24 protein-coding genes and 1 tRNA gene are annotated in these 26,935 nt (G+C 38.4%); 13 read left to right on the forward strand and 12 right to left on the reverse strand.

The genetic code is table 11. The features are described from left to right. Nucleotides 1-36 precede the first annotated feature (36 nt). Genes N3C60_02615 through N3C60_02630 form a run of 4 tightly spaced genes read left to right on the forward strand, consistent with a single transcriptional unit; the run spans nucleotide 37 to nucleotide 2,668 of the window. Nucleotides 37-483 (forward strand): 23S rRNA (pseudouridine(1915)-N(3))-methyltransferase RlmH, encoded by a 447-nt coding sequence (locus tag N3C60_02615; GenBank protein ID MCX8083791.1) that lies wholly within the window; start codon nucleotides 37-39, stop codon nucleotides 481-483. A 9-nt stretch (nucleotides 484-492) separates the two neighbouring features. Next, nucleotides 493-855 (forward strand): TraR/DksA family transcriptional regulator, encoded by a 363-nt coding sequence (locus tag N3C60_02620; protein MCX8083792.1) that lies wholly within the window; start codon nucleotides 493-495, stop codon nucleotides 853-855. 2 nt (nucleotides 856-857) lie between these two features. Continuing rightward, nucleotides 858-2,384, forward strand: coding sequence for a 2,3-bisphosphoglycerate-independent phosphoglycerate mutase (gene gpmI, locus N3C60_02625; protein ID MCX8083793.1), 1,527 nt, complete (start codon nucleotides 858-860; stop codon nucleotides 2,382-2,384). Nucleotides 2,385-2,434: 50 nt separating this feature from the next. Continuing rightward, complete coding sequence (locus N3C60_02630; GenBank protein MCX8083794.1) at nucleotides 2,435-2,668, forward strand: hypothetical protein; 234 nt, start codon at nucleotides 2,435-2,437, stop codon at nucleotides 2,666-2,668. On the opposite strand, the gene coaE is transcribed toward N3C60_02630, so the two are convergent. The 5 genes from coaE to N3C60_02655 all read right to left on the reverse strand — a co-directional run bounded on the left by coaE (nucleotide 2,657) and on the right by N3C60_02655 (nucleotide 6,882). Next, entirely contained in the window at nucleotides 2,657-3,313 is a 657-nt protein-coding gene (gene coaE / locus N3C60_02635) for a dephospho-CoA kinase (protein ID MCX8083795.1), read from the reverse strand. The two genes, N3C60_02630 and coaE, sit on opposite strands and share 12 nt — an antisense overlap. Beyond that, nucleotides 3,310-3,555 carry a YkgJ family cysteine cluster protein gene (locus N3C60_02640; protein ID MCX8083796.1) on the reverse strand — a complete coding sequence of 82 codons (246 nt, stop codon included), beginning with the start codon at nucleotides 3,553-3,555 and terminating at the stop codon, nucleotides 3,310-3,312. The genes coaE and N3C60_02640 overlap by 4 nt, the downstream gene beginning before the upstream one ends. Next, a complete protein-coding gene (locus tag N3C60_02645; protein MCX8083797.1) occupies nucleotides 3,542-4,297 on the reverse strand; it encodes a fumarylacetoacetate hydrolase family protein in 756 nt (251 codons plus the stop codon). Before N3C60_02645 ends, N3C60_02640 begins: the two co-directional genes overlap by 14 nt. Before the next feature lie 12 nt (nucleotides 4,298-4,309). Next, the gene (locus N3C60_02650) at nucleotides 4,310-6,115 is read right to left on the reverse strand and encodes a methyl-accepting chemotaxis protein (GenBank protein MCX8083798.1); all 1,806 of its coding nucleotides are present in this window, start codon (nucleotides 6,113-6,115) and stop codon (nucleotides 4,310-4,312) included. Between the two features lie 122 nt (nucleotides 6,116-6,237). Next, entirely contained in the window at nucleotides 6,238-6,882 is a 645-nt protein-coding gene (locus N3C60_02655) for a Crp/Fnr family transcriptional regulator (protein MCX8083799.1), read from the reverse strand. Nucleotides 6,883-6,979: 97 nt separating this feature from the next. On the opposite strand from N3C60_02655, the gene hcp reads away from it, so the two are divergent. Together hcp and N3C60_02665 are read left to right on the forward strand one after the other, a co-directional pair. Then, nucleotides 6,980-8,632: a hydroxylamine reductase gene (gene hcp / locus N3C60_02660; protein MCX8083800.1), complete on the forward strand. Its 1,653-nt coding sequence runs from the start codon at nucleotides 6,980-6,982 to the stop codon at nucleotides 8,630-8,632. A gap of 328 nt (nucleotides 8,633-8,960) precedes the next feature. Beyond that, nucleotides 8,961-12,395, forward strand: coding sequence for a pyruvate carboxylase (locus N3C60_02665; GenBank protein ID MCX8083801.1), 3,435 nt, complete (start codon nucleotides 8,961-8,963; stop codon nucleotides 12,393-12,395). Between the two features lie 48 nt (nucleotides 12,396-12,443). Here the strand turns inward: N3C60_02665 and N3C60_02670 are convergent, their stop codons facing one another. From N3C60_02670 to N3C60_02690, 5 genes are read right to left on the reverse strand one after another with little or no spacing between them, the layout of a single operon-like run. Then, the gene (locus tag N3C60_02670) at nucleotides 12,444-13,238 is read right to left on the reverse strand and encodes a 4Fe-4S binding protein (protein ID MCX8083802.1); all 795 of its coding nucleotides are present in this window, start codon (nucleotides 13,236-13,238) and stop codon (nucleotides 12,444-12,446) included. Nucleotides 13,239-13,240: 2 nt separating this feature from the next. Further along, a complete protein-coding gene (locus N3C60_02675; GenBank protein ID MCX8083803.1) occupies nucleotides 13,241-13,990 on the reverse strand; it encodes a 4Fe-4S dicluster domain-containing protein in 750 nt (249 codons plus the stop codon). Continuing rightward, complete coding sequence (locus N3C60_02680; GenBank protein ID MCX8083804.1) at nucleotides 13,980-14,312, reverse strand: chaperone NapD; 333 nt, start codon at nucleotides 14,310-14,312, stop codon at nucleotides 13,980-13,982. Before N3C60_02680 ends, N3C60_02675 begins: the two co-directional genes overlap by 11 nt. A 42-nt stretch (nucleotides 14,313-14,354) precedes the next feature. Then, a complete protein-coding gene (locus N3C60_02685) occupies nucleotides 14,355-16,742 on the reverse strand; it encodes a nitrate reductase (GenBank protein MCX8083805.1) in 2,388 nt (795 codons plus the stop codon). Between the two features lie 19 nt (nucleotides 16,743-16,761). After that, complete coding sequence (locus N3C60_02690; protein ID MCX8083806.1) at nucleotides 16,762-17,124, reverse strand: cytochrome C; 363 nt, start codon at nucleotides 17,122-17,124, stop codon at nucleotides 16,762-16,764. A gap of 215 nt (nucleotides 17,125-17,339) precedes the next feature. Here N3C60_02690 and N3C60_02695 point away from each other — a divergent pair, with 215 nt between their 5' ends. From N3C60_02695 to N3C60_02715, 5 genes are all read left to right on the forward strand, one after another. Then, entirely contained in the window at nucleotides 17,340-19,280 is a 1,941-nt protein-coding gene (locus tag N3C60_02695) for an FAD-dependent oxidoreductase (protein ID MCX8083807.1), read from the forward strand. Between the two features lie 18 nt (nucleotides 19,281-19,298). Continuing rightward, nucleotides 19,299-21,509: a 2Fe-2S iron-sulfur cluster-binding protein gene (locus N3C60_02700; protein MCX8083808.1), complete on the forward strand. Its 2,211-nt coding sequence runs from the start codon at nucleotides 19,299-19,301 to the stop codon at nucleotides 21,507-21,509. Between the two features lie 89 nt (nucleotides 21,510-21,598). After that, a complete protein-coding gene (locus tag N3C60_02705; GenBank protein ID MCX8083809.1) occupies nucleotides 21,599-22,999 on the forward strand; it encodes an ATP-binding protein in 1,401 nt (466 codons plus the stop codon). After that, complete coding sequence (locus tag N3C60_02710; GenBank protein MCX8083810.1) at nucleotides 22,992-24,362, forward strand: sigma-54 dependent transcriptional regulator; 1,371 nt, start codon at nucleotides 22,992-22,994, stop codon at nucleotides 24,360-24,362. Before N3C60_02705 ends, N3C60_02710 begins: the two co-directional genes overlap by 8 nt. A 141-nt stretch (nucleotides 24,363-24,503) precedes the next feature. After that, a complete protein-coding gene (locus N3C60_02715; protein MCX8083811.1) occupies nucleotides 24,504-24,758 on the forward strand; it encodes a hypothetical protein in 255 nt (84 codons plus the stop codon). Between the two features lie 32 nt (nucleotides 24,759-24,790). On the opposite strand, the gene N3C60_02720 is transcribed toward N3C60_02715, so the two are convergent. Together N3C60_02720 and N3C60_02725 are read right to left on the reverse strand one after the other, a co-directional pair. Then, complete coding sequence (locus tag N3C60_02720; protein MCX8083812.1) at nucleotides 24,791-25,333, reverse strand: hypothetical protein; 543 nt, start codon at nucleotides 25,331-25,333, stop codon at nucleotides 24,791-24,793. A gap of 51 nt (nucleotides 25,334-25,384) precedes the next feature. Beyond that, nucleotides 25,385-25,456 (reverse strand) — tRNA-Val (locus tag N3C60_02725). 98 nt (nucleotides 25,457-25,554) lie between these two features. Between N3C60_02725 and N3C60_02730 the strand changes: the two genes are divergently transcribed. Continuing rightward, complete coding sequence (locus tag N3C60_02730; protein MCX8083813.1) at nucleotides 25,555-26,058, forward strand: bacterioferritin; 504 nt, start codon at nucleotides 25,555-25,557, stop codon at nucleotides 26,056-26,058. A gap of 32 nt (nucleotides 26,059-26,090) precedes the next feature. Continuing rightward, nucleotides 26,091-26,879, forward strand: a complete 789-nt coding sequence (locus N3C60_02735; GenBank protein MCX8083814.1) for an RMD1 family protein — start codon at nucleotides 26,091-26,093, stop codon at nucleotides 26,877-26,879. Nucleotides 26,880-26,935 lie beyond the last annotated feature (56 nt).

The raw sequence follows: 26,935 nt of genomic DNA on the forward strand, positions 1-26,935 counted from the left end.
TTATGTTTGGTTATAATATATATACCTTCAATTTTTATGAAAATCAGAGTGGTGTTAGCTGGAAAAGTAAAGGATATCAATTATCAACGGATAATTGAAGAGTATGAGGCAAGGATAAGATTATTTTATAATTTCGAATTAGTAGAATTAAGGGTTAGAGAAGATACTACATTAAAGGATAAAGATACAGTTAAGATGTTGGATATAGGCAGGGAGTTTTACAGAGTAGGATTAGATCCTTCTGGAGCTATGATGACTTCGGAGATGTTTGCTGAATCGTTAAAGGAAATGTTGAATAAGTGTAAAAATGTGGTATTTTATATAGGTGGGGCGTATGGGCTTGGAAAAGATTTCACTTCCAAATGTGATAGGTTGATATCTCTGTCTAAGATGACATTTGCCCATAGGATTGCCCTTGTGGTCTTGATGGAGCAGATCTATAGGGCATTTACTATAATAAACAATCACCCCTACCATAAATAGGAGGATTTTATGGATAAGAACTTTTTAGAGGCTCAAAAAGAGGTTTTGTTAAAGATGAGGGAGGAATTAAGAGAAAAGCTTAAAGAGAAATATGCAGAAGCCATGTCCATAGGAACAGAGGAGGGGCAGGATTCTGCAGATGAAGCATACAACCTTTATAACAAAAATATTATGTTAGGTAGAGTTGAGACTGATGCTTTAAAGTTAACACTGGTGGAACAGGCACTTAAAAGGATAGAGGAGGGTACGTACGGGGTATGCATAGAATGTGGTTGTGACATCGAGGAGAAACGTCTGAAGTATGTGCCCTTTGCGAGATATTGTGTCGATTGTAAATCTGAGCTCGAGAAAAAAGGTCTTGTAAAGATGTGAATATGAGAAAAGTGGTATTATTAGTCCTTGATGGTTGGGGGTATAGAGAAGAAACTGATCACAATGCTGTTTTACTTTCTAAACCTGAAAACTTTTTAACTTTATGGAGCACCTGCCCCAAGTTACTCATAAATGCCAGTGAAGAGTTTGTTGGGTTGCCTGCTGGACAGATGGGTAATTCAGAGGTGGGGCATACGAATATCGGTGCAGGAAGAGTTGTTTACCAGGATCTTGTTAGGATTAAAAAGGCTATTGATACAAGAGAGATTAATAAAAATGGATCATTAAATACCTTTTTTGAACAGGTTAAAAAAAACAATGGAAATATACATTTCTTTGGCTTGGTAAGTGATGGTGGAGTACATAGCCATATCGATCATTTAAAAGGGTTAATAGAGCTTACAAAAGAGGCTGGCATCAAAAATAGTTATATTCATGCTTTCATGGATGGAAGGGATACTCCACCAAATAGTGGGCGAGGTTATCTTGGCGATTTGATAGAGTTTTTAAATGAAATAGATTATGGAACTATAGCAACGGTAATAGGTAGATATTATGCAATGGATAGAGACAAAAGATGGGAAAGGGTGGAAAAAGCTTACAAAGCTATAGTTTATGGGGAAGGTGAAAATTTCAATTCCCCTATTGAGGCCTGTGAATACTCTTATAGTCAAGGCATAACTGATGAGTTTATCATCCCAAAGGTCATAGGTACATTTGATGGAATAAAAGATGGTGACGGAATATTTTTCTTCAATTTTAGAGCTGATAGAGCAAGGGAACTAACCAGAGCATTTATAGATAAGAGCTTTAATTTTTTTGAGGTTAAAAGGTTTGATAATCTGCCCTTTATTACAATGACGGAGTACGATGCTACCTTTAATGTCCCGTTTATTTTTGCCCCTGAAGAGTTGACAAATACTTTAGGGGAATACCTAAGCAATTTAGGGTTAACCCAGCTTAGGATTGCTGAGACGGAGAAATATGCCCACGTAACATTTTTCTTTAATGGCGGTAGAGAAGTGGAGTTCCAAGGGGAAACGAGGATCCTCGTGCCATCTCCTAAAGATGTTCCCACGTACGATTTAAAGCCAGAGATGAGTGTGGAAAAGGTTGTGGATGAATTTGTTGATGCATGGTCTAAAAATAGATTTCATTTTACCGTGATGAACTTTGCAAACCCTGATATGGTGGGTCATACCGGTGTTGAAGAGGCCGCTATAAAAGCCTGTAAAAAAGTAGATGAACAGCTGGGTAGAGTTGTTGAGTTTGCAAAGAAGAATGATATTGTGCTTATTGTAACTGCAGATCATGGCAATAGCGAAGAGATGTGGGATTACAAAAATAATCAGCCCCATACGGCACATACAACTAACTTAGTGCCTTTTATTATCTATAACTACGACTGCTCCTTAAAGGGGATATTTGATGGGAAATTGGCTGATATTGCCCCTACAGTCCTACATATAATGGGGCTCGATATCCCAGTAGAGATGACTGGCAATATTTTGATAGATAAAAAGTATTGAAAAAAAAAATTATTTTATTTATTATAATCCTAAAAACTTTAGGAGTTGTGATGAAAGAGAGGGTATTAGAGTTGAAGAAAAAAGTAATAGAGTGGGAAGATATCTATGAACTGCTTGATGTTGATGATAGGCAGCTTCTTAAGGAAATGAAAGATGAGATAAAAATGCTCTCAGAATATTTAACCCCTGAAGAGAAGAGATGGATAGATCACAATATCTCCTATTGGTACACCAGGTATCTTGAGGTGGAGGTAAACACTCGAATAAGATTATCAGAGGGGTAGGGTATATTTTGTAGTCTTTTGGTGTTTAAGTCCGTAGTTTATCTTTTGTATAAGTTTGAAAACCCTTTTTACCTCTTCTTTTGTATACAGTAAATCCTTAGAGTTGTCTATTATGAAGTCAGCAAACTTTGCCTTTTCTTCGAAGCTCATCTGGGATTGGATGATTTTTTTTGCAAGATCAGGTGCTATGTTATCCCTTTGGATAACTCTCTTAAGCTGTGTTTGTTCATCTGAGTAAATTAGTATTACGGCATCAAACCTTTTATAGGTACCTTTTTCGATTATCAGAGCTGCTTGGGTGATGATTAGGTCTTTATCGTTTTTAGATTTGAACTCTGAAATGAGTTTTTTCTCATATTCAAGTATTTTTGGGTGTACGATAGATTCGAGTTTGAATCTTAGGGGTTCGTTGTTAAACACGAGCTCTTTAAGCTTTTTTCTATCTATCTCATGGTCCTTGTCTAAGATTGATGCCCCAAAAAAATTTACAATGTCTTGGTAAGCGGAACCTGTTTTATTCATCACGATCTTGCTTATCTCATCGGCATCGATGATAAAGCACCCCAGCTCTTTGAAGAAATTTGCAACGGTGCTTTTACCAGATGCTATCCCTCCTGTAAGACCCAAATACCTGATCCTTTTCATTTTAAACCGTAGATCTTATGGATTACATGTATCTTTTCTTCAAGGGTACATGTGGATAATAATACGCATATCTCATCCGGCTTGAAGGCTCTACATACCTCTGGACGATTTTCATAATTACCACACCTGCCGTCTGATAGAAGGTACCTGCACGGTTCACCTGCTGGCTTATTCAGAGTGGAGATTTCATAAGCTATACAGCAGGCACCACAAATATGGCATTTGATTTCATTGTTTGACATAGTTTCTGAGTATACCTATACCCTCTATTTCCACCTCAATTGTATCACCAACATTCATAGGTCCTACCCCAGAGGGGGTACCTGTAGCCACTATATCACCTGGAAGCAATGTCATTATATTGCTGATAAAGCTTATGATTTGAAAAGGGTCAAAAACCATATCTTTAGTATTGCCATTCTGTTTTAGTACACCATTTAACCTACTTGACACCCTAAGGTTTGATGGGTCGAGTTCTGTTTCTATTACCGGACCTATGGGGCAGAAGGTGTCGAAGGATTTGGCTCTTGTGAATTTATTTTCCTTTTTTTGAATATCCCTAGCTGTCACATCGTTTACACAAGTATAACCTAAAATATACTCTTTTGCCTGTTCAGGGGTTACTGCTTTGCATTTTTTACCTATCACTACACCTAACTCAGCCTCGAAGTGAACCTCTTTGGAAGAGTTTGGATAAACAATAGTCTCCTCGGGTCCTATAATAGCGGTGGATGGTTTTAAAAAGATCAGGGGCTCCTCAGGGACTTCATTACCCAATTCTTTGGCATGTTCTGCATAGTTTCGACCTACACAGACGACTTTTGAAGGTAATATAGGTGGCAAAAGGTTTACTTCAGATATTTTATATTCTTTGTCAGTTATTGTGTATCCAGTAAAAAAAGAACCTATGATCTCCTTAATTACATCATTTTGAACAAGACCTTTTTTTTCTTCTTTCCCAGAAAGGAATCTGCAAAGTTTCATGAAAACCTCCTTTTACTGTTTGGTATCTAAAAACATCTCCGGGGTAAGACCTACTCTTAAAGCACCCCAATGTTTGCCATGTATGTATATGGGCATGGATAGGTCTGCAATGATTTCACCGGTATCCCTTAGATAGACCTGAAGGAGAAATTTCTTTTCGTTTCTGGCTGCTTTAAGGCCTGTTGCATCGTTGAACATACGTTTGTCTCTGCTATTGAAGAGATCTGTATGGTAATCGCCAGTCGGTTTTTTGGAATACTTACTACAATGGGTTGGGGCATAACCGTTTGTATCCACAGCAAGAGCAAAGATCGATCCAGGAAGTTCTGACATTAGCCTATCATAGATAAATTGTACTTCTGTTTCAAAATATTTATCGTAATCTGTTTTATATTTTTGGGGGTTTGTGTCTGGAATCTTTTTGTAGTTTTTATCAAAGATGTTTATGCCTCTATCGGCGATCTTTTTTATGGCATTTTCAATCTCAGATTTTGCTGATTCAACCTTAGCTAAAATAGTTTCAAACATACCAGATCCGGTTTTAAATCTTGTTACAAGTTCCTGCATATTCTGGGTCTGTTCTGATAGGATTAGTGAATATTCTGTGGAGTTCTTAGCGTTTTTCAATGTCTCTTCGCTGAGGTGGCTTACTTCTTGAATGCTTGAATTGATATTACTGTTTGTGGAGGAAAGCTCCTCTATGGCTGAGGCCATAGATATGAGCTGTTCACCTATCTTTTCGAAATCTTTTATGAAAAGATTGAATTTGCTTGAGGTATCATCGACCACATTTTTAGTGTTAATTACGTTTTCATATATGGCTTCAGTTTCCTCTTTGGTTTCATTTACATTTTTTATCATGATCTTTATACTATTATTTATATCTTGTGCAGCATTCTTTACTTTTTCAGCTAATTTTCTTACTTCATCGGCAACAACAGCAAAGCCTCTGCCATGTTCCCCTGCTCTTGCTGCTTCTATGGCTGCGTTGAGGGCCAAAAGGTTGGTTTGATCAGAAATGTCGGAGATAAGGTTTATTACCTCCATGATCTTTTGGGAATTTTCAGCTAACATATTGGTGGTTGATACAAAATTCGATATCTTTTGGTTTATCTGATCCACACTGTGGATGATAGCCTCCATCTGCTCTTTCGAGTGTCGTGCAAATATCAGGTTTTTATTGGTGGCATCTGATATGTTATTTGTGTTGTGGGAGATTTCATGAAGTGCTACGTTACTTTCGTTACTGGCTATGACGATGTTGTGGGCAAGTTCATTTTGCCTTTTTGCAGCTTCTGTTGTTACTTCAAGATTTTTTCTTACCTTTGCAGCTTCTGTGGCTACAAAGATAGTGGCTTCCCTAATTTTAGACATCATGTTTCTGAATTTTCCTAAGAAACAGTTAAAGCTTTCAGCAAGTGTTTTGAATTCGTCATAGGTGGTGGTCTTTAATTCTTTGGATAGATCCCCTTCACCGGTGCAGGCATCGTTGAAAAAAAAGACAAGCTGCTTTACTGGAGTTACGATGAGGTGCCTTAAAAAAAGTATGACGAAAATTCCTGCAGCTATTGACAGAAAAACAAGTATTGTAAAGAAGGTATATGCTAAGTCCACATCCTTTAAAATAGTAGCAATTTTCTCGGGAGGAAGGTTGAGGGCATCCAATTTTTCTCGTAATCTATTGGCAAAACCAAAAAAAACTATAATAGACATCGCTTGAAAAAAGGCAAATACCATCACATTGCCAACGAGCTTTCTTGTTAATGTATAGAAAAATTTTCTTTCCAAATAAATATATAGTTTTTTGAATAATTCCATGGAAGCCTCCTGAAGATCTTTTTCATGTATTTATCGACAATATACAGAATTTATTTAGCAAAATCAAGAAATTTCAGCCAGAAAAAAACAATGTTTAAAAATTAAAATATATTGATTTAATATTATTTTAGGAGGGTAATTTTTCTACCTTCTATGGTGATTAGTTTCTCATCTTTGAGCTTTTTGAGCATTCTTGAAAAAGCTTCGGGTGTTGCCCCAAGAAGGATGGCGAGATCCCCTTTTTTTATCGGTAATACGATCTCATTACTCTTTTTAAGCTCAGATAGGTTTTGAATATATTTTAGAAAGCGTGTGGATAGATCTGTAAGGGTTAAATTTTCTAACATATTAATTAGATATTTTATCCTTTGGGACAGGGAACCTATGAGTTTCATTGCAAAGTGGGGGTGTTCTTTTATCAGTAGCTCTATTTTTTTGGAATCGATGGCCAGTGCAGAACAGTTTTCTATTGCAAGAGAGGTCACAGGGTATCTATTTTTTAGAAAAAAAAGGATTTCTGCAAAAATCTCACCGCTTTTGACAAAATGAATTATCGCTTCTTTACCCTCATCATTGGTCTTATAGAGTTTAACAAGACCTGATATCAAAAAGTAAACATTGGTCCCCTCTTCACCTTCTACAAAGAATAACTCCCCTTTAGATTTGTGTACGAGATTTGAGGCTGATTCAAGCATTTTACAGAGATCAGGATCATAACCCCCTAAAAAAGCATTACAGAAGATATTTATGGCATTTTGTAAGTTCATGGGGAAAAATATAATGCTTTTTGATCTAAGTCAAATACTTTTAAGATTAAAAAAGTATTATTAGATGTATAAAAAACGATAAAAAGGAGGAACTGTTATGAGTATGTTTTGTTATCAATGTTCAGAGGCGGCAAAAGGTGTTGGATGTACTGTAAAAGGTGTATGTGGCAAAGATGATAAGGTGGCTGCATTGCAGGATATGTTGGTGTATAACCTAAAAGGTCTTGCTTATTGGACTAAAAAGGGAAGAGAAGTAGGTGTATTTCTGGAAGAGGCTGATCTGTTTTTACTCGAAGGGCTTTTTGCTACAATTACAAATGTTAATTTTGATGCTGAGAGGTTTGTGGATTATAACAATAAAGCGATCAAGCTAAGGGATATGGTTCGTGAGATGGCTGTTAGTAAGGGGATAAATCCCCATACTCCTTATGATGTTGCAAATTGGAAACCACTCGGTACGGAAGATGATTATCTGGCTAAAGCAGCAGCAGCTTCTATTCTGAGTGAAGAGCATGAGGATATAAGATCGTTAAAGGAGCTTTTGATTTATGGGGTTAAAGGTATTGCAGCTTATGCTGACCATGCCTATGTATTAAAGTTCAAATCTGAAGAGATTTTTAGGTTTACTGAAGATGCACTCGTTGAGACATTAAGAAAAGATATTAGTGTCGAAGAGCTAATAGGGCTAGTGCTCAAGGCTGGTGAGATTGCAGTAAAAACTATGGAGTTGTTGGATAGAGCAAATACTACCAAATATGGCAAGCCTGAGATAACGAAGGTTTATACTGGTCTGGTTGATGGGCCTGCAATTCTTGTATCTGGACATGATCTTTTGGATCTGGAGGAGCTACTTAAACAGACGGAACATTCTGGTGTAAATATTTATACCCACGGAGAGATGCTGCCTGCTCATGCGTACCCAGAGTTTAAAAAGTATAAACATCTCAAAGGTAATTATGGGACAGCTTGGTTTAATCAAAGGGAGGAGTTTGATGAGTTCAACGGTGCGATACTCTTTACAACTAACTGTATTGTACCACCCAAAGAGAGCTACAAAGATAGGGTTTTCACCACAGGTCTGGTGGGTTGGCCCGGCATAAAACATATACCAAATGCTACTAACGGAGGGATGAAGGACTTTAGTGAGGTGATAGCTAAGGCTAAAGAGTGTGGTGGTGTAAAGGCCAAGGTGGGTAAATATATCACCATAGGTTTTGCCCATGATCAGGTGATGGCTCTTGCAGATAAGGTTTTAGATGCGGTACGTTCAGGTGCTATAAAAAGGTTTGTTGTGATGGCAGGTTGCGATGGAAGGTTTAAAGAGAGGGAATATTACACGGAGGTAGCGAAAAATTTGCCAAAGGATACTGTAATATTGACTGCTGGTTGTGCAAAATACCGTTATAATATGTTGGATTTAGGTGATATAGGTGGCATTCCGAGGGTGCTCGATGCTGGTCAGTGTAATGATTCTTATTCCCTTGCATACGTGGCTCTGAAATTAAAAGAGGTTTTGGGACTCGATGATATTAATAAGCTACCTATCTCCTACGATATAGCTTGGTATGAACAAAAAGCTGTATGTGTTTTGTTGGCACTTTTGTATTTGGGTGTCAAAGGGATTAGGTTAGGACCAGTACTCCCTGCATTTTTATCCCCCAATGTGGCTAAAATCCTTGTGGAACACTTTGATATCAAGCCGATATCTGGAGTCCAAGAGGATATTGAAGCTATGATGATGGGCAGATAGTCATAATGGACAGGATAAAACATCCTGTCCTTCTGTCCTTTTGTTCCTGTATATTGACTGAGGTATTATTTATTCACAACATGTTACGTTTGCAAAACATGTCTATTACTGTCTAAGATCGAAAAAATCTATAAAATATAATCAAAAATCAAAATCTATGCAAAAAAGCTGTGTAGGTTTTAAAATTTATCTTTAGTATATTGTTTTGAGTAACCATTAAGGTTAGAGAAATATTGAAAATATTCAATTATTGCAATATGTTACTTTTTTCTATTGACAATTATAAAAATCTATAATATATGGCGTCAGAAATAAAACGGGGGTTTATATGAGAATCAAAAAGCTTATGTGTGCAAACCGTGGTGAGATAGCGATAAGGGTGTTCCGTGCATGTACAGAGCTGGGGATAAGAACGGTTGCCATATATTCGGATGAAGATAGATATTCTCTACATAGATATAAAGCAGATGAAGCTTATTTGGTAGGTAAGGGGTTGGATCCGATTGCTGCATATATGAATATAGAAGAGCTTGTAGACTTAGCCAAAAAGCATCATATAGATGCCATTCATCCTGGTTATGGCTTTTTGGCTGAGTCCTACGAGTTTGCTGAGGCCTGTCAAAAAAATGGGATCATATTTGTTGGGCCTGATCCAAATACTATGAAGATATTTGGAGACAAGAAGCTTGCTAAAGATCTTGCAAAAGAGTGTAAAGTGCCAGTGATTGAAGGATCTGAAGGGGTTGTGGGTGATTTAGCTGAGGCTGAGAAGATTGCAGAAAAGATTGGATACCCAGTTTTATTAAAAGCTACAGCTGGTGGTGGTGGCAGGGGGATTAGGATATGTAAAAATAAGAAGGAACTCGAAGAGAATTTTGAATCAGCCATGAGAGAGGCTATAAAAGCCTTTGGCAAGGGTGATATTATCATAGAAAAGTATATAGAAAACCCCAAGCATATTGAAATTCAGTTGCTAGGTGATAAGCATGGAAATATGGTTCATCTGTATGAGAGGGACTGTTCCATTCAAAGAAGACATCAAAAACTTATAGAGATTGCACCATCCCTGAATATCCCTTATGAGACTCTGAAAAGGTTATATGATGATTCGGTACGATTAGGTAAAGCTTCAGGGCTTTTTTGTGCAGCTACAGCTGAGTTTTTGGTGGATAGTAAGGGTAATCACTATTTTCTTGAGGTCAATCCGAGAATACAGGTGGAGCACACCGTTACTGAGTTGATAACTGGGATAGATATTGTTCAGGCCCAGATTCTGGTTTCTGAAGGTAAACAGTTGAGTGACAAAGAGATAGGTATTACATCCCAGGATAGTATCTACAAACACGGGTATGCGATACAGTGCAGGGTCACTACGGAGGATCCAGAAAACAATTTTCTTCCTGATACGGGTGAAATAGAGGCTTATAGGATAGCTACAGGGTTTGGTATAAGATTAGATGCAGGTAACGGCTTTGCAGGTGCTAAGATTACACCCCATTACGATTCTTTACTCGTAAAGGTATGTAGTTGGGCTACCACATTTGAGCAGGCGGCTAAGAAGATGAACAGGGCTTTAAGTGAGTTCAGGATCAGGGGTGTGAAGACCAATATACCTTTTTTGCAAAACGTCATAACTAACAAGGATTTTTTAAGTGGGAATTTCCATACAAACTTTATAGACGACAATCCAGAACTGCTGAAGTTTCCTAAGCCTCAGGATAGGGCAACCAAAGTATTAAAGTTTCTGGCAAACAATATTGTAAACAACCCATCTGGAGTGAAACTTAGTGAAAACACTGTGCTACCTCCTATCAGAGTACCTGTGATAAAATTCGGAGAGCATGTCCCAACAGGGACCAAAGATCTACTCAATCGGCATGGGGTAGAAGGGGTGATCGATCATATAAAGAAAAGTAAAGAGGTGCTCTTTACTGATACCACTATGAGGGATGCCCATCAGTCTCTACTTGCCACAAGGCTAAGAACAAAGGATATGCTGGCCATAGCTGATGCTTATGCTCATCACATGAGTGGATTATTCTCTTTGGAGATGTGGGGTGGAGCAACCTTTGATGTATCTTATAGATTTTTGAAAGAGTCACCGTGGGAAAGATTAAGGTTGTTAAGGGGAAAGATCCCCAATATCCTCTTTCAGATGCTTCTTAGAGGTTCTAATGCTGTGGGGTATACCAACTATCCTGATAATGTTATCAAGGAGTTTATAAGGCTTTCTGTAAAAAATGGTATAGATGTTTTCAGAATATTTGACTGTTTTAACTGGATCGACCAGATGCTTCTCGCCATAGAGGAGGTCAAGAAGAATGACAGGATTGCTGAAGCTGCTATATGCTACACCGGAGATATTTTGGATCCAAAAAGGGTAAAATATAGCCTTAAATATTATGTGAATCTGGCAAAAGAGCTTGCAAACGCAGGCACAGATATCATAGGGATAAAAGATATGGCTGGGCTTTTGAAGCCTTATGCTGCAAAGGTTCTTGTGAAAGCTATAAAAGAGGAGACAGGTCTTCCCCTTCATTTTCATACCCATGATACAAGTGGTAATGGTGAGGCATCGGTTCTTATGGCAATAGAGGCTGGTGCTGATATTGTGGATTGTGCCATCTCTTCCATGAGTGGCTTGACCAGTCAGCCCAATCTTAATTCTATACTTTATGCCATAGAGTCTACGGAGAGAAGATCCTCCATAGATAAACAGTGGGCCCAGAATATTTCCGACTACTTTGAGAGGGTCAGAAGGTATTACTTCCCCTTTGAAAGTGGATTAAAATCAGCAACTGCTGAGGTCTATGAGCATGAGATCCCCGGAGGTCAGTATTCAAACCTTGTGGTACAGGTAGAGGCTACTGGATTATTGGATAGATGGGAAGATGTAAGGAAGATGTATGCAAAAGTCAATAAAGAGTTAGGTGACATAGTGAAGGTTACGCCATCATCAAAAGTTGTAGGTGATCTGGCCATATTTTTGGTGAGAAATAATCTGGATATATCAGATTTGTATGAAAAGGGGGGGCAGCTATCACTACCGGAGTCTGTTATATCGTTTTTCAAAGGGATGTTAGGTCAACCCTACGGTGGCTTCCCAGAAAAGCTACAGCAGATTGTTTTAAGGGGGGAGAAACCCCTTAAAGGGCGTCCAGGGGAGCTTTTACCACCCTTCGACTTTCAGAAGGCAAAAGAAGATCTCGAAAAGGAGTTTGGCAGGCCTTTCAGCGAGGAGGCTGTAGTTAGTTATGCCCTTTATCCACAAGTATTTAAAGATTATATAAACTTTGTGAATGAATATGGTGATGGGATGGTATTTGATACAAAGGATTATTTCTATCCCCTAAAGAAAGAGGAGGAGATTGAGGTCAATATAGAGGAAGGGAAAACCCTTATCATAAAGTATTTAGGTGTTAGTGAGCCTGATGAAAAAGGATTTAGAAAGGTGTACTTCGAGTTTAATGGTCAGGCACGGACAGTAAGGATCAAAGATGAAAAGCTCTCAGATTATATAAAATCAAATAAGAAAGGTGATTTGAATAATCCAAAGGATGTTTGTGCCTCTATGCCCGGGAAGATCACCAAGATCAACGTGAAAAAGGGTGATAAGGTCAAAAAAGGTGATCTACTTGTGATCACTGAGGCTATGAAGATGGAGACTAAGATTGTAGCTAACACCGATGGAGTAGTAGAAGAAATTTATCTAAATCAAGGAGATAAGATAGAAGCCGGTGACCTTTTAATAAAGATCGCTTGACTTCCATAAACACAGCTGCCCGTCACCCCCGGGCAGCCCCCCCTTTTTTTAGATTCTAAACTTTAACGTGTCAGCTTTTTTGTTGTCAGGGCAGGCATCTATGCAATCACCACAGTTATGACAGAGGAAGTTATTACCTTCTTTCATAGGGTTTAATATCATAGGGCAAGCAGCTACACAACTTAGGCAATTACTGCATAGGTCTTTTACTTTAGCTATCCTTAACCCTTTGCTAAATTTGAAAACGGATAAAAAAATTCCCTGGGGACAAAAGAACCGACACCAAAATCTGAAGTAAAAAAGTTCCAATATTAAAAGGACTAAAATAAAAAAGGCTTCAAATGTTATATAATGGAACTTTACGAGCACCAAAGCTTGGGAGGAAATAATACCGGGAGCGGAGATTAGGTTTAATAGTGGGATACCTGCAATACCAGAAAGAAAGATAAATAATAGTAAAAGGAGAAATCTATAAGTATTTGTTTTGTGGGGTAAGGAGGGGTGATATTTTGGTTTATCATATTTAAAGCCTAACTTTATTTTAAGAGCATCAAGTATTTCTACGATAAAATAGTAAGGACACATCCAACTACACCAAACTCTCCCCAACACGAGCATCATCAAAAGTGGTAACAGTACGGAAACAAGCATGGTAACAGTAACTGTTTTAGATGATATTATTGCCTGCAGAATTGCAAGGGGATCAGCTATTGCTATATCCCCTATATCGATGGAATAAAAGGTCCCTTTTATGAAATAGATTTCAAAGATATTCAAAACAGGGACAATAAACATCCCTAAAAAAATGATTAACTGGACAATTCTTCTATATTTTCTGAGCATTTTTACCAGCCTTCAATTTTTTCCTGAACTTTAAAATTGTTTTTAAATTTAGGTTTGTCCTCACCCTGAATCGATTGTTTTCTTTGCAGGAGCTTATCACCTTTTAAATAATCTTTTGATAACTCATCTGATTTTTGAAAAGTTATCTTTGATCGCTGATAATAAAAGCCAGCTGTATCTTTATTACCCATGCCTGTAGGGATTATGTTTACAGATTTTGGCTCAGTGGGACACTTCTCTACACATATACCACAGCCTACACATTTATCTGTGATAACGGGTAATATATATTTTTCCATGACAATGGCTTTGTCCTGAAAAGGGCAAACATTGTAGCAGGTGGAACATATTTGAGCTTTGCCTGTGTTTATTAGACCTTCTTCCTCTTTGAGATAAAGATAGTTTAAACAGCGGTTTTGGTCGATATGGGCAATACCTATTTTTACCTTTTCAGCGTCCACAAGGGTGTTATCTAAAGCACCTGTTGGACAAACCGATGGGCATTTCATACACAAGTAGCAGGCCCTCTCCTTTGCAAATATATAAGGGGTCCCTATCTGCATCTTTTCAAACAGGTCTGCTCTTTTTATGGAATCATAGGGGCATACTTCTATACATCTTGCACATCTTATACATAGCTCCATAAACCTTTTTTCTTCTACTGCACCGGGAGGTCTTAATCTATTTACCTGAAAAAAGCCTTTAAAAGGGTTGTTGTTTAACAGATTTTGGAAAAATTTTCTAATATTCACTTAGCTTATCCCTTTCCTTTCGTTGTTCACTTTTAGAAAACCCCTTTAGACTCATGTCGGTAGGGATACCTTGATGGATCTTATCTATTTCATCTTCGAAGTTGAAATAGTGATGTGAGATCTGGATGATCTTTGGATGCTCTTGGAGCTTCTTGCAGAGAGCCTGCAAGGCAGCATCTGTTTCCTCTTCTATAACAATAATAATGCTGTTTTTTTCTTCTGATGCTGCATAAACTTTTATTTGAGGGTATTCCAGTAAAAAATCTGATACCTCTTTAAGACTTCCTTCTATACAAGCAACTACACTACCAGAAATAATCATGCTACCTCCTAAAAGAGATGGGGGCTGATAAGCCCCCTTATACTAAGCAAATGGTTCGTTTACGTCTGAAATGTTGTATTTGTCTTTAAGTTTTATAGGTCCTGATATACGCTTGATCCTCACAGCTGCGACTTTGTACTCTGGTTCGAAGGAGCCTGGGTCGATTGCATCGTTGCAAACAAAATTGACCATTCTATCCTTGTGTTGATCATGCATTGGGATAAAAAGTATACCCGGCAGCGATTTTTGGGTAACAAGGGCTGGTAGGATTACTTTACCCCTTTTGCTTTCTACTTCCACCATGTCACCGTTTGTTATGGAATACTTTTTAGCATCCTCAGGATGAATTTCCACATAGGCATAGGGATGTGCGCGGGCTATCTCAGGGATTCTATTTGTCATTGTACCTGTGTGCCACTGCTCAATTACACGACCGGTGGTGAGGAAGAATGGATAATCTTTATCTGGATTTTCCGCTGCTTCTTTATAGGGACGCAGGAAGATATTTGCCTTACCCTCATTTTTAGCATCCATATAGAAATAGATCTTTGCATCCGCAGGGATCTTCTTATCAAATTTTTCTAAAAAGCCCTTGTGTTCGAACATGGGGTCAAGACCTTTTACATACCTTCTCACTGTTCCTGGATGATTTGGGTATGGGCATGGCCATTGTATTCCGGCTTTAGATGCCTTTAATCTCTCATAGGAGACACCAGCAAAGGTGTGGTCTGTATCTTTTGTTACCCTTGTGTAGTCTTCCCAAGCCATAACACAGGCTTTTTCTATGTCATCCATATTCCATGGGATTAGCTTTTCAAGACCCATCCTCTTTGCGATCTGGGCTGCAATCCAGAGGTCTGGTTTGGCTTCACCTGGTGGGTTTAAAGATTTTTCTGTGTGTTGGCTTCTTCTTTCAGAACATCCATAAACACCACCTTTTTCATATAAAAATGCTGCTGGCAATATTACATCTGCAAACTGAGTGGTTCTTGTGGGGAATATGTCGATAACCACAAGGAAGGCGTCCTTCATGTTTTTATGATATTTATGGGCATTTGGTAAAGATTGGGCTGGATTTGTGGTGCATACAAGCATAGCTTTTATTGGCTTTGTGCTATCGTTTTCTGCTCCGAGGCTTTCAAACATTTTGATAGTATGGAAACCTGGTTTTGGATCTATAGTGCCCTCGGGAAGTCCCCACTCTTTTTCCACATGGGCACGCCACTTGGCATTTGTAACAGGCTTTGTACCCGGCAAAAGATGGCATAAGGCACCAGTTTCTCTTACTCCACCACAGGCGTTTGGTTGACCAGTCAAAGAGAAGGGTTCAGCACCGGGATAGCCTATCTGTCCGGTAATAAGGTGTAGGTTGTGCACCAAATTGTTTGCCCAAACACCCCTTGTCCTCTGGTTAAGTCCCATACACCATAGGGACATTGTGGGCCCGCTTTTGGCGAAAAGCTCCGCTGCTTTTTTAATGTTTTCAGCGGGACATCTTGTTGTCTTTTCCACAGCTTCAGGAGTGAACTGTTCCAAAAATTTTACATAATGATCGAAATCGTATACCTTTTCACCATCTGTTATCCGGGTATTTGTATCTATAAACTTTTTGTCATGCCACCCATTTTTGATGATCTCCAATGCCATGGCATGGAATATTGCAAGGTCAGTTCCAGGGTCTACTGGTAGCCATAGATCAGCGATCTTTGATGTATTTGTTTTGCGGGGCTCACATACGATAACTTTTACCGAAGGATCGGACATTTTGCGCTTCATAATCCTTCTAAAGATAATAGGATGTGCTTCGCTGGTGTTGGAACCAACAATGAAGAAGCATTTGGCATGCTCTATATCTTCATAACTACCAATCGGTTCATCTGATCCGTAAGTGGTGATATATCCTGCAACCGCACTTGCCATACACAGTCTTGGGTTACCTTCCACCATGTTGCTACGGAAACCACCTTTCCAGAGCTTGTTAAAGGTATAGGTTTCTTCAGTGGTTGCCTGCCCAGAGCCATAGTAGGCAACAGAATCTTTACCATATTTTTCGTGGAAGTATTTAAATTTGTTTGCCACGAGGTTCAAAGCTTCATCCCAGCTGACCCTTTTGAACTTGCCATCTGCTTGCTTGATCATTGGGTATTTTAATCTGTCTGGATGCTCGATTACTTTATAAACAAGAGCACCTTTTACACACAAGAATCCGAAGTTAGTTTTGGCTTCGGGGTTGCCTTTTATGGCTACAGCTTTTCCACCTTTTATGCCAAGGTAGATACCACAACCGGTCCCACAAAATCTACATACCCCTTTAACCCATTTGTCTACCTCTGCGTCTTTTGCGTTGACAGTTTTTGGCAAACTGATTCCTGCAGCTGCTGCTGTAGCTGCCGCCGCACTAAGCTTTATAAATTCTCTTCTTGTTAACATCTATGACCTCCAAAATTAATTATTTGTTTAACTTATGGGCATTAAAGGTATGAGCCGGATGACATGTAATGCAGGGGATATTCTTTTTGGTGAGGCTTTCAAATTGTGTTGAGTGACATTTTACACAGACAGCATTTTCTGGTACTTTTTTGAAAGTTGTCTCTTCACCGTGACAGACCTCACATTTGACTAAACCCAGTCCATGACCACTTTTCTCCCATTGCTGGTATTGAACAGTGCCGACATGACACGATTCACAATTTTGATTCCCCATAGGGATGGGATGTTTGCCTGCTGGCTTGGCTTTAGTTTTACTAAAAACTGGAGTTGTAGCAAGTATTGCCATAATAGACAATAAAATTACAAACTTAAAAAACTTCATAAACACCTCCATACTTTTCTTGTGTTATTATTATATGAAATATTGTAAGTATGGGTTAAATGTTGCAAATTTTATGTAAATTTTGTAAAGAATATGTTTGTAAAATATGTTGCTCGTAAACTAACAAAAATGTAGACAATGTTATATTTTTGTGCTAATAAAAAATTGTATACAGTATACCGAGGCAGTGGAAAAATTTTGATGGAGTAGCAGTTATGGCAAAAGTATACTTTGGGTTTTGGAAAGGGAATTTGATAGATAACAGAGCTAAGTTGCCAGAAGAGTGGACTGAATCGCCTTTTAAGATCGATGATAAATTTAATGGGAAACCACTTAAGGCATTTGTAAATTGGGATGGATTTTTGGTGTTTGATAAAGAAGCGGATATATTGAAAACCCTTGCTGACTATATGTATGAGATAAGCAGTTATGGCTGCTGTGGAAGGTGTTTCCCAGGAAGAACGGGTACGAGGATCATCGCAGAAGAGCTTATGAAGCTTAGGGAGGACAGGTCAAACTCTGCACCCTTAGAGCTCATCAAAGATATGTGTTTATCTATAAACAAGGCTGCGAAGTGTACTGTTGCGCCCACTGCGGTTATCCCAGTTATCGGTTTTATAGATCATTTTGCTGATGAGATAGGTAGAAATGTTAACAAAACATATAAATATGTAAGACATCTGACTGCTCCATGCACTGCAGGTTGTCCTGCCAATGTGAAGATACCAGAGTTTATTGAGGCTATAAAGGATTATAGATTTGATGAGGCTCTTGCCATTATTAGGGAAACAATGCCTTTGCCGGGTGTTTGTGGTAGGGTTTGTCCCCACCCCTGTGAGAAAAACTGTCGAAGGGGCCTAATAGATGATCCGGTAAATATAATGGTTTTAAAAAGAACACCATGGGATTATGAGTACTACCATCATAAAGAACCGAAGATCCCTGTGTATAGAGAAAAAACAGATAAAAGGATCTGTATCGTTGGAGCTGGGCCAGCTGGTCTTACGGCTGCCTATTACCTTGCTCAGCTTGGTCATAGTATAAAGATCTTTGATATGTTGCCCGAGCCGGGGGGGATGGTGGCAGTGGGTATCCCTGATTACAGACAGCCAAGAGAGCTTTTAAGAAGAGAAGTGGAGATAATTCAGTCGTTGGGTGTGGAGATACAGTATAACACAAAATTAGGCAGGGATATCTTCCTGGATGACCTAAAAAAAGAGTACGATGCAATTCTGATTGCTATTGGTGCTTTTAAAAGTAGAGAGATGGGGGTTGAGGGGGAAGATGCTGGATATGACGGCGTAATGAGCAGTGGTATAGACTTTTTGCAGGATTTTTCCTTAAAGAAACCAGTGAAAATTGGTAAAAGGGTAGTGGTTGTAGGTGGTGGTAATACAGCAATAGACTGCGTAAGGACTGCGCTTAGATTAGGTTGTACTGATGTTAATCTTGTGTATAGAAGATCGAGGGCTGAGATGCCTGCTGAGGATTATGAGGTGGCGGATGCTGAGGCGGAAGGTGTTAAATTCCACTTTTTAATAAACCCAATTAAAATAATAGCTGAAAACGGGAAGGTTGTTGGGATGGAATGCTTGAGGATGCAGCTGGGTGAGCCAGATGAATCTGGTAGAAGAAAGCCTGAGCCTGTTCCAGGTTCTAATTTTGTGATCGAATGCGATACGATAATACCAGCTATCGGCCAGTATCCTGATCTGAGCTTTTTAAAGGAGAGCGACGGGATCAAGGTTACCAAGTGGAATACTATTAGTGTAAAAGAAGATCTGTATATGACAGATGTGCCGGGGATCTTTTCGGCAGGTGATTGTGAGTGGGGGCCAAATACTGTTGTAAAGGCTATAGGTGCAGGTAGATGGGCTGCGATAATGATGGATAGGTACCTTATGGAAGGGGATGTATATCTGACTGATGAAGAGAAACTGCAGTTGACCCTTTATAAAAACAAGGTATTTGATAAAACTGAAAAGGTTTGTGAAACCCCTACCATACATAGGGTTCATCAGGAAAAGTTGGATGTGCAGTATAGGCTGAAAAATTTTGAAGAGATAGAAAAACCTTATACGGAGAAACAGGCATACTTAGAATCTACAAGGTGCTTGCGATGTATGAGAATGGCAATGGTAAGTTTAGGTGAATAAATATTTAAGAGGTAAGCTATGCCAGAAGTGATAATCAATGGAAATAGTTATAGGTTCGAAGAGGGAGAGACCATTCTTGATATAGCAAAAAGAAATGATATTCAAATACCTGTAATGTGTTACCTCGAACACATTACCCCAACAGGGGCCTGTAGATTGTGCCTTGTTGAGGTGGAGGGGTATTCGAAACCGATGGCTGCTTGCGTTACCTATGCGGTGGATGGAATGAAGGTACTTACTGATACTGAGGAAGTGAGAAAACAAAGAAATAGAATGATGGAGTTTATTCTAATAAAACATCCCCTCGATTGTCCGGTATGTGATAAAGCTGGTGAATGTATGCTTCAGGATACGGCTTACAGCTTTGGCATCAGAGAGGAATCTGTGAAATCCCAGAAACCAAACAAGCCTGTTTTTGATTGGAGTATGATAGTTCATGATGCAAACCTATGTATACTTTGTGAAAGATGTGTCAAAGTCTGCCATGAAATAACTGGGAACAGTGCCCTGAAGATAGAGGATAGAGGGTTTAATAATATCATTGTTCCAGTTAAGGGTGAAACCTTAAATTGCGATTTTTGTGGATTGTGCGTGGATTTTTGTCCTGTAGGTGCTCTGCTGGACAAGCCTTACAAACATAGTGTTCGCAGTTGGGATCTTGAAAAGATAAAAAGTGTTTGTGTGATGTGCCCATTGGGGTGTAATGTGGAATACGATGTGAAGGAGGATGAGGTCTACAGGGCGAGGTCAACATGTGATACCTTTATATGTGCGTTGGGCAGATACACCTACAAACATCCGGATAACCCTGCGAGGATAACTTACCCTTCAGAAAACAGTGGAGGGTTTAAACAGATTGCGTTAGAGGATCTTATACAAAAAGTGGCTACCAACATCAGATCTGCTGTAAACAATTATAAAAGCGATTCAATAGCGTTGCTTTTGGGTAGTAGATTGCCAACAGAGGCTATTTTTGCGTACAAGCGTTTTGCTGAAAAAAATGGGTTCAGGGTTTTATCAGATGTGGATTTTGAGGCAAACGGTTATTATGAGCTATACTATAAAAAGTTTGGTTCATTTGCCAGCAAAGGCGGTATAAGTGAGATAAAGAATTCTGATCTTATATTTGTAATAGGATCAGATCTTTCTACTGAGGCTTTGGGGATCAAGTGGAATATCATGAATGCAGTGATAAAAAACAACTCTAGACTTGTTACCATAGGCCTTAAACGTTACGAATATGATTTCTTTACTGATGCCTCACTGCTTGCAGATTATGGTAACTTTGCAAGTATATTCGAACAAATTAAAAATGGCTCAGATCAGATTTCAAAGGATATCTTAGAATATATAGCTAAAGCAAATAGGGTGACCATTATTGTAGGCAATGAATATATAAATGCTGAGACCCAGCTCGAATCTGTGTTTGCCTTTGCTGATTTTATTGGTCAGGAGAAGTTACACTGTTTTATAAATGTAAGCGACAAAACAAATATAAACGCCATATTTAAAGCTGGGCTTGGGACAAAAAGATCTGAAACAGCTAAGTTTTTGACAGATCTTGAGGATGATAAGATAAAGGTTATTATATCTGCAGCATTTTATCCCTACAACACCTTTGGAACATATAAGCGATTAGCAAAATCGATTTCAAAAGCTGAGCTAATAGCAGTGGATATGTACGAGAATGACTTTACTAAAAATGCTAAATACTTTATCCCTGTGGCTTCGTCTTTAGAAGCTGAGTATAGCTACCTGACGTTGGATGGAAGATTAGTAAAGACTAAACAGGTATTAAATCGTAGGGGAGCATCGTTAACGGACGTTGAGTTTGTGGGTATGTTGTCTAAAGCATTTGATGATAACATTCCTACTAGTGGTGCCCTTTATTTTGACAGCTTTGTATCTGGTAAAAATGGTATCCCTGCAATAACCTTCGAAGAGATCGATGGCACCATTAGGATAACCGAAGATCTCCAGTATAACATAACTTCATATACCTACAACGAACCACCTAAGGGGACAAAAGAGGTGTATGTCAACTCTAAATATCACAATGGGATACTTACAAAATATGCTGCAGTAAAGTGTGAAGATGAGTTATGTAAGAGAGATTATTATTTTGAGCCGTCAGCACAGATCATATCCGGGCCGGATGCCTGTTATGCTGGTAGCTGTAGTATTAGTACTTCGGTTGCTAAAGGGGTTGTTTTAATTCCAAAAGTGTGATATGGCCGGGGCTTTACCCGGCCTTTTGATAGATAAAGGGCTGTACATTTGAAGTTGATTTTTTTTGTTTCGCGTCATATAATTTACCCATGTTTACATTAAGAAGTAGACTTATTTTTTTGATGGTATTTTTGTATATTTTAGTTGCTATAGTTTTGTTTATCATCAGCCAGCAGTCCCAGAAAGCGATAATAAACGAGATAAATGATAACATAGAGGATTTGACAAAAGCTATACAACTGAGTGTCCAAAATTTAACATCAGAAAATCTCGATACCCAAAATCAGGTGGAAGAGTTGGTGAAAAAGTTTAGGAAAAAGGGGGTCAGTGAGGTTTCGATTCTTTCTGATACAAAGGAGATCATAGCTAGTTCTAATCCTACGAAGATTGGAAAAACTGTAAACAAGGCCCTCCAGACTGATTTCCTTATAAAGGCAGAACTTGGTTCTAAATCTGAGAGTGATAAAATAAAGGAGATCAGTTTGCCCATCGTCATTGGAGATGAAAAGTATGGGTATGTTAATGTGGTACTTCATTTGGATACTTTCACAACAATCCAGCAGAGGCACTTTTATCTGAGGCTCATTACGACGATGGGGATCTTCATATTTGGTACGGTACTGATTGTTTTTTTGACATCCCAATACTTAAAACCTATAGATAAACTTGTTGAAGCCACAGCAAGAGTCTCCAGAGGTGAGCTTGTCCCTATCGATGATAAAAAACTTTCAACAATCCCTGAGATGAGAATACTGATTGATAATTTTAATGATATGATAATCAAGTTAAAGGAGCGAATTGAGTTGGAGAAGCAGTTGGAGGAGATGTCCCACATGTACAAAGTAGGTCAGCTATCTTCAGCAATTGCCCATGAGGTGAAAAACCCACTCAACTTCATAAATCTTGCGGTTAATCAGGTAAAAGATGAGTTAAATGAAAAAAAAGTTGATGAAAATCTTGTCAAGATGCTGACTATGGTAGAAGATGAAGTGAAAAGGATTTCCGATCTGATGGTAAACTTTTTAGAATATGGCAGACCTATAGTGCTCAATATGCAAAAAAACAGTATATATGAGATACTAAAGAACCTGAGCAAAATTGTACATCTTAGGCTTGTTGATGCACATATTGATCTTGAGATAAAAATGAGCGAGGATATCCAAGTAATATGCGATAAGGATAAGCTATTGGGATGTTTTATTAATTTAGTACTAAACTCTATCGAGTCTATTGGGAAAAATGGGCGGATCATTTTCGATATCTATAAAGATGACAGAAATGTAATTATAGCTGTGATGGACAACGGAAAAGGTGTTCCAGAAAATATCAAACATAGAATTTTTGAGCCTTACATCTCTTCTAAAGCCACGGGAATGGGGTTGGGTCTGGCATTTACTAAAAGGATAATTGAAGAACATGGGGGAAGGATCTATTTAGATGATAGCTATGAGACGGGAGCAAAGTTTATAATAGAGTTGCCTTATGAATAGGATATTGATAGTAGATGATGAACCGAAACAACGGGAAATACTTACGTATATATTAAGTAGAGAAGGTTTTAATGTTTTTTCTGCTGCCGATGTTGATAGCGGATTGAAAATCTTAGATACGGAAGATATAGATCTAGTTGTGACCGATCTACTCTTGCCTGAAAGAAGCGGGGTGGATCTCCTTGACGAAATAACTGCCAAATATCCTGAGACTACAGTGATCATCATCACCGGACATGGGACAGTTGATTCAGCAGTAGCTTGTATGAAAAAAGGGGCCTTTGATTACATTCAAAAACCCCTTAGTAAAGAGAATGTACTTTTAACTATTAAAAAGGGGTTGGAGAGGACAGCCCTTTTGAAAGAGAGAAAATATCTGTATAGTCAGTTAAAAAGTAAAGAACAGTTTGCAGATTTTGTTGGAGAACACCCCCTTTTCAAGCAGGTACTAAATGCGATTTTAAAGATTGCACCGCTGGATGCAAATGTATTGATCACGGGTGAAAGTGGTACCGGTAAGGATATTGCAGCTCAGTATATCCATAGGCTTAGCAGTAGGAAAGATAAACCTTTTGTTCCAGTTAACTGTGCGGCGATCCCCGAATCCCTTATAGAAAGTGAGCTTTTTGGGTATGAAAGAGGAGCTTTTACCGGCGCTGTTGGGAAAAAGAAGGGTATTTTTGAGGCTGCTGAAGGTGGTACTATCTTTTTGGATGAGGTTTCAGAGATATCTACAATGGTGCAGGCCAAGCTTTTAAGATTGATCCAAAACAAAGAGATCCTACCCCTCGGAAGCAATAACCCAATCAAGATAGATGTCAGGATCATCGCTGCCACAAATAAAAATCTTGAGGAGGAGGTAAGGAAAGGTAATTTTAGACAAGATCTTTTTTATAGATTGAATGTCTTTAACATCAAGATGCCATCGCTTAGGGAGAGAATCAGTGACATTCCGCTACTTGTCAATCATTTTCTACACAAGTTTAAATACCTTTCCAACAATTATGAGAAATTTTTTAGTAAGAACGCTATAAAGACCTTATTGGACTATCCATGGTATGGGAATATTAGAGAACTGGAGTCGTTTATCCAAAAGGTGATCATTATGTCTGAGGGGCAGGAGATAAATGAGAAAGAGGTAAAAGAACTGCTTCAAATGGAAAATGGAGTAGAGCCAACTAAGGATGCTATAGATATGGGGAAAAGCCTTGAGCAGATAGAAAAAGAATTGATTGAAAATGCCTTAAAAGAATCGGGAGGGAATATCACAAAGGCAGCAAAGAGACTTGGACTGTCTTTTAGAACACTTCAGTACAGAATAGGCAAGTATGGTATAAACACCAAAAACTATTATACTAAATAGTATAGTAGGTACACCAAATGGTGTAGAATAGTTTGTGTCTTTGTCGTAATGCGTTGATGAATAATGGGTGTCAGATGTGGCATGTTTCTTGCTCTAATATATTAGCTTTTAAAAACACTATAATAAAATGGAGGAACCATTATGAAAAAGTTACTTTCAGTTGTTCTTGCAACACTTGTTTTTGCTTCTCTTGCAGTAGCTAGTGAGCCAGCTAAGCAGGCTGCTCCTGCTAAAGCTGAGAAGAAAGCTGAAGCTAAGGCTGAGCCAAAAGCAGAAGCTAAAGCTGAGCCAAAGGCTGAGGCTAAAGCCGCTGATAACGCTGCTAAGAAGCCAGCTAAGAAAGCTCCTGCTAAGAAAGAAGCTAAACCAGCTGACAACGCTCCTAAGAAAAAGTAAATTTTATAAAGGGGGGTGTAACCCCCCTTTTTTTATTCCTGTTCGAGGGTGAATACCATATTGACTTTTATTGTGATCGTTAGCTCCCCGTGGGGTGGGAAAACTATGGTGGAAAGTCTGCTTTTTACGAAATGTTCAAGGGCAGTAGAGCCTTGTTTTCGAAGGGTTTTTATGGATCTTACTTTACCAGAGCCCTCTATCTCTATTTGAAAAAGATACTCCCCTTCTAAGCCAGTTTGCTCTAAGTAATCTTTGATATTTAGTTTTTCTCTTAACATCATAAGAAACTCCTGATGGTAGCTGTCTCTATCAAAGCTGTATGTAGTGGTAGGTATCTTTTTGGAGTTGATACCTTGTGGGTTGGAATTTTGGTTACTTTGGGGTGTGTTGTCTTGAACAGTATTTGTGCCGTTATTATTATGTTCTGCTGTGGGGTCTATTTTTTTTAGGTCTACTACGTAAAACTTCAAACTGGGTCTATTAGGGGATTTTTCAATGTTGATAGGAATTGTGAAAATTATGATATGTATGGATAATGAAAGAAGAAAAGTTAGAAAAGTCATATTTTTTTTCATATTAAAGTGTTAACAATTATTATAAGGGTTTGCAAGAGGAATTTAGCGGAATAGGAGCGAGGGGGATTGAACCCCTGACCCTTGCGACGTCAACGCAATGCTCTCCCACTGAGCTACGCTCCTTTACATATATATTACATAAATCACAAACAATTTTTTGTCAACTGTATTGCAAAAAAATAAAGGGTAGTTATAATATAATATATAAAAAAGGAGGTTTTATGCACAAAAAGAGTATAGAGCTTTTGAATAAAGCTATTGCAGAAGAGATGACAGCACTACAACAGTATATGTATTTCCACTTCCATTGCGATGATAAGGGGTTGGACCTTTTATCTACGATGTTTAGACAAAATGCTATTCAGGAGATGATCCATGTGGAGAGGTTTGCAGAGAGGATCCTGTTTTTAAAAGGTGAAGTGGAGATGAAGGCATCCCAAGAGGTACAAAAGATTACTGATCCAGAAGAGATGCTAAAGATGGCACGAAAGCTTGAAGAGGACGCCATAGCACTGTATAACAGATTTGCCAATGAATGTGCTCAAAATGGAGATGCAATGACAAAACAACTTTTCGAATCGGTAATAGCGGATGAGGAAAGGCATTACGATGATTTTGACAAGGAAGCTGAAAATGTAGAGATATATGGTAAGGAATATCTTGCTCTACAATCTATGGAAAGAGCTAAAAAAAGAAGTACCGCAAAACCAACATTAAATGAGTAAAGGGTCATTAGTGACCCTTTTTCTATATAGATATGGCTGGTAGAAAAAGTATTAAGGTATACTGCACTGCAAAGGAATTTGATCGAAACAAGCTTTTCACTTATCTTAATTCCCGATATAAATCTTTTGTGATAAAAGATGCTGTTATTGTAGAACTTTTGGATCATTCTACTGTAATTGTTTTTAGTTATGGCGTAACAGTTTTTTGGGGGGTAGATTTTGATACACAAAAATCACTACTTGATGAGATTGCAGAATTTGAGATCGATAGTTTCAGCAAGCCTATAGTAGAGGATTTCAGTTTTGTTGTGGATGAGGGTCAGCAGAAGACAAAGGTAACTAAGGATGTTTTCATACTCCATGAAGATTCCCAGTTGATCAAACTTGCCATCTCTTATGCACTTTCCCAGTCAACAGAGCTATACTCCTTTGAGGAGTCAGCCCTTGATATAATTAAGAGGAATGATTACATAGTAAAAGAGCTCTTAAGTAGAGGTAAAGTAAGTCTAAGCCAAAAAGATATTTCAAAGGAAAGGGGAAGAATTTTCAAAGAGATCTCCCAAATATATTTGAGCTACGGATTTTTGGATGTACCTGAGTTTTTTTGGGAGTATCCAGAGCTGGAGCCTATCTATCAGACCACCGCGAACTATTTGGATATAAGGCCAAGAATAGAAGTGCTCAATAAAAAGCTCGCAATAATCCAAGATCTTTTGAATATGCTTGCTGATGAGCAAAAACATAATCACTCTGCATTCCTTGAGATGGTGATTATTATTCTTATAGCGATAGATATCATCATAAGTTTGATTAAATGGTGATATTTTTATGCTTAAGTAAAGTTTTACAATGTCTTTAAGGATATCGTTGTTTGTGT

Source organism: Calditerrivibrio sp., assembly GCA_026415135.1.
Lineage (GTDB): Bacteria > Chrysiogenota > Deferribacteres > Deferribacterales > Calditerrivibrionaceae > Calditerrivibrio.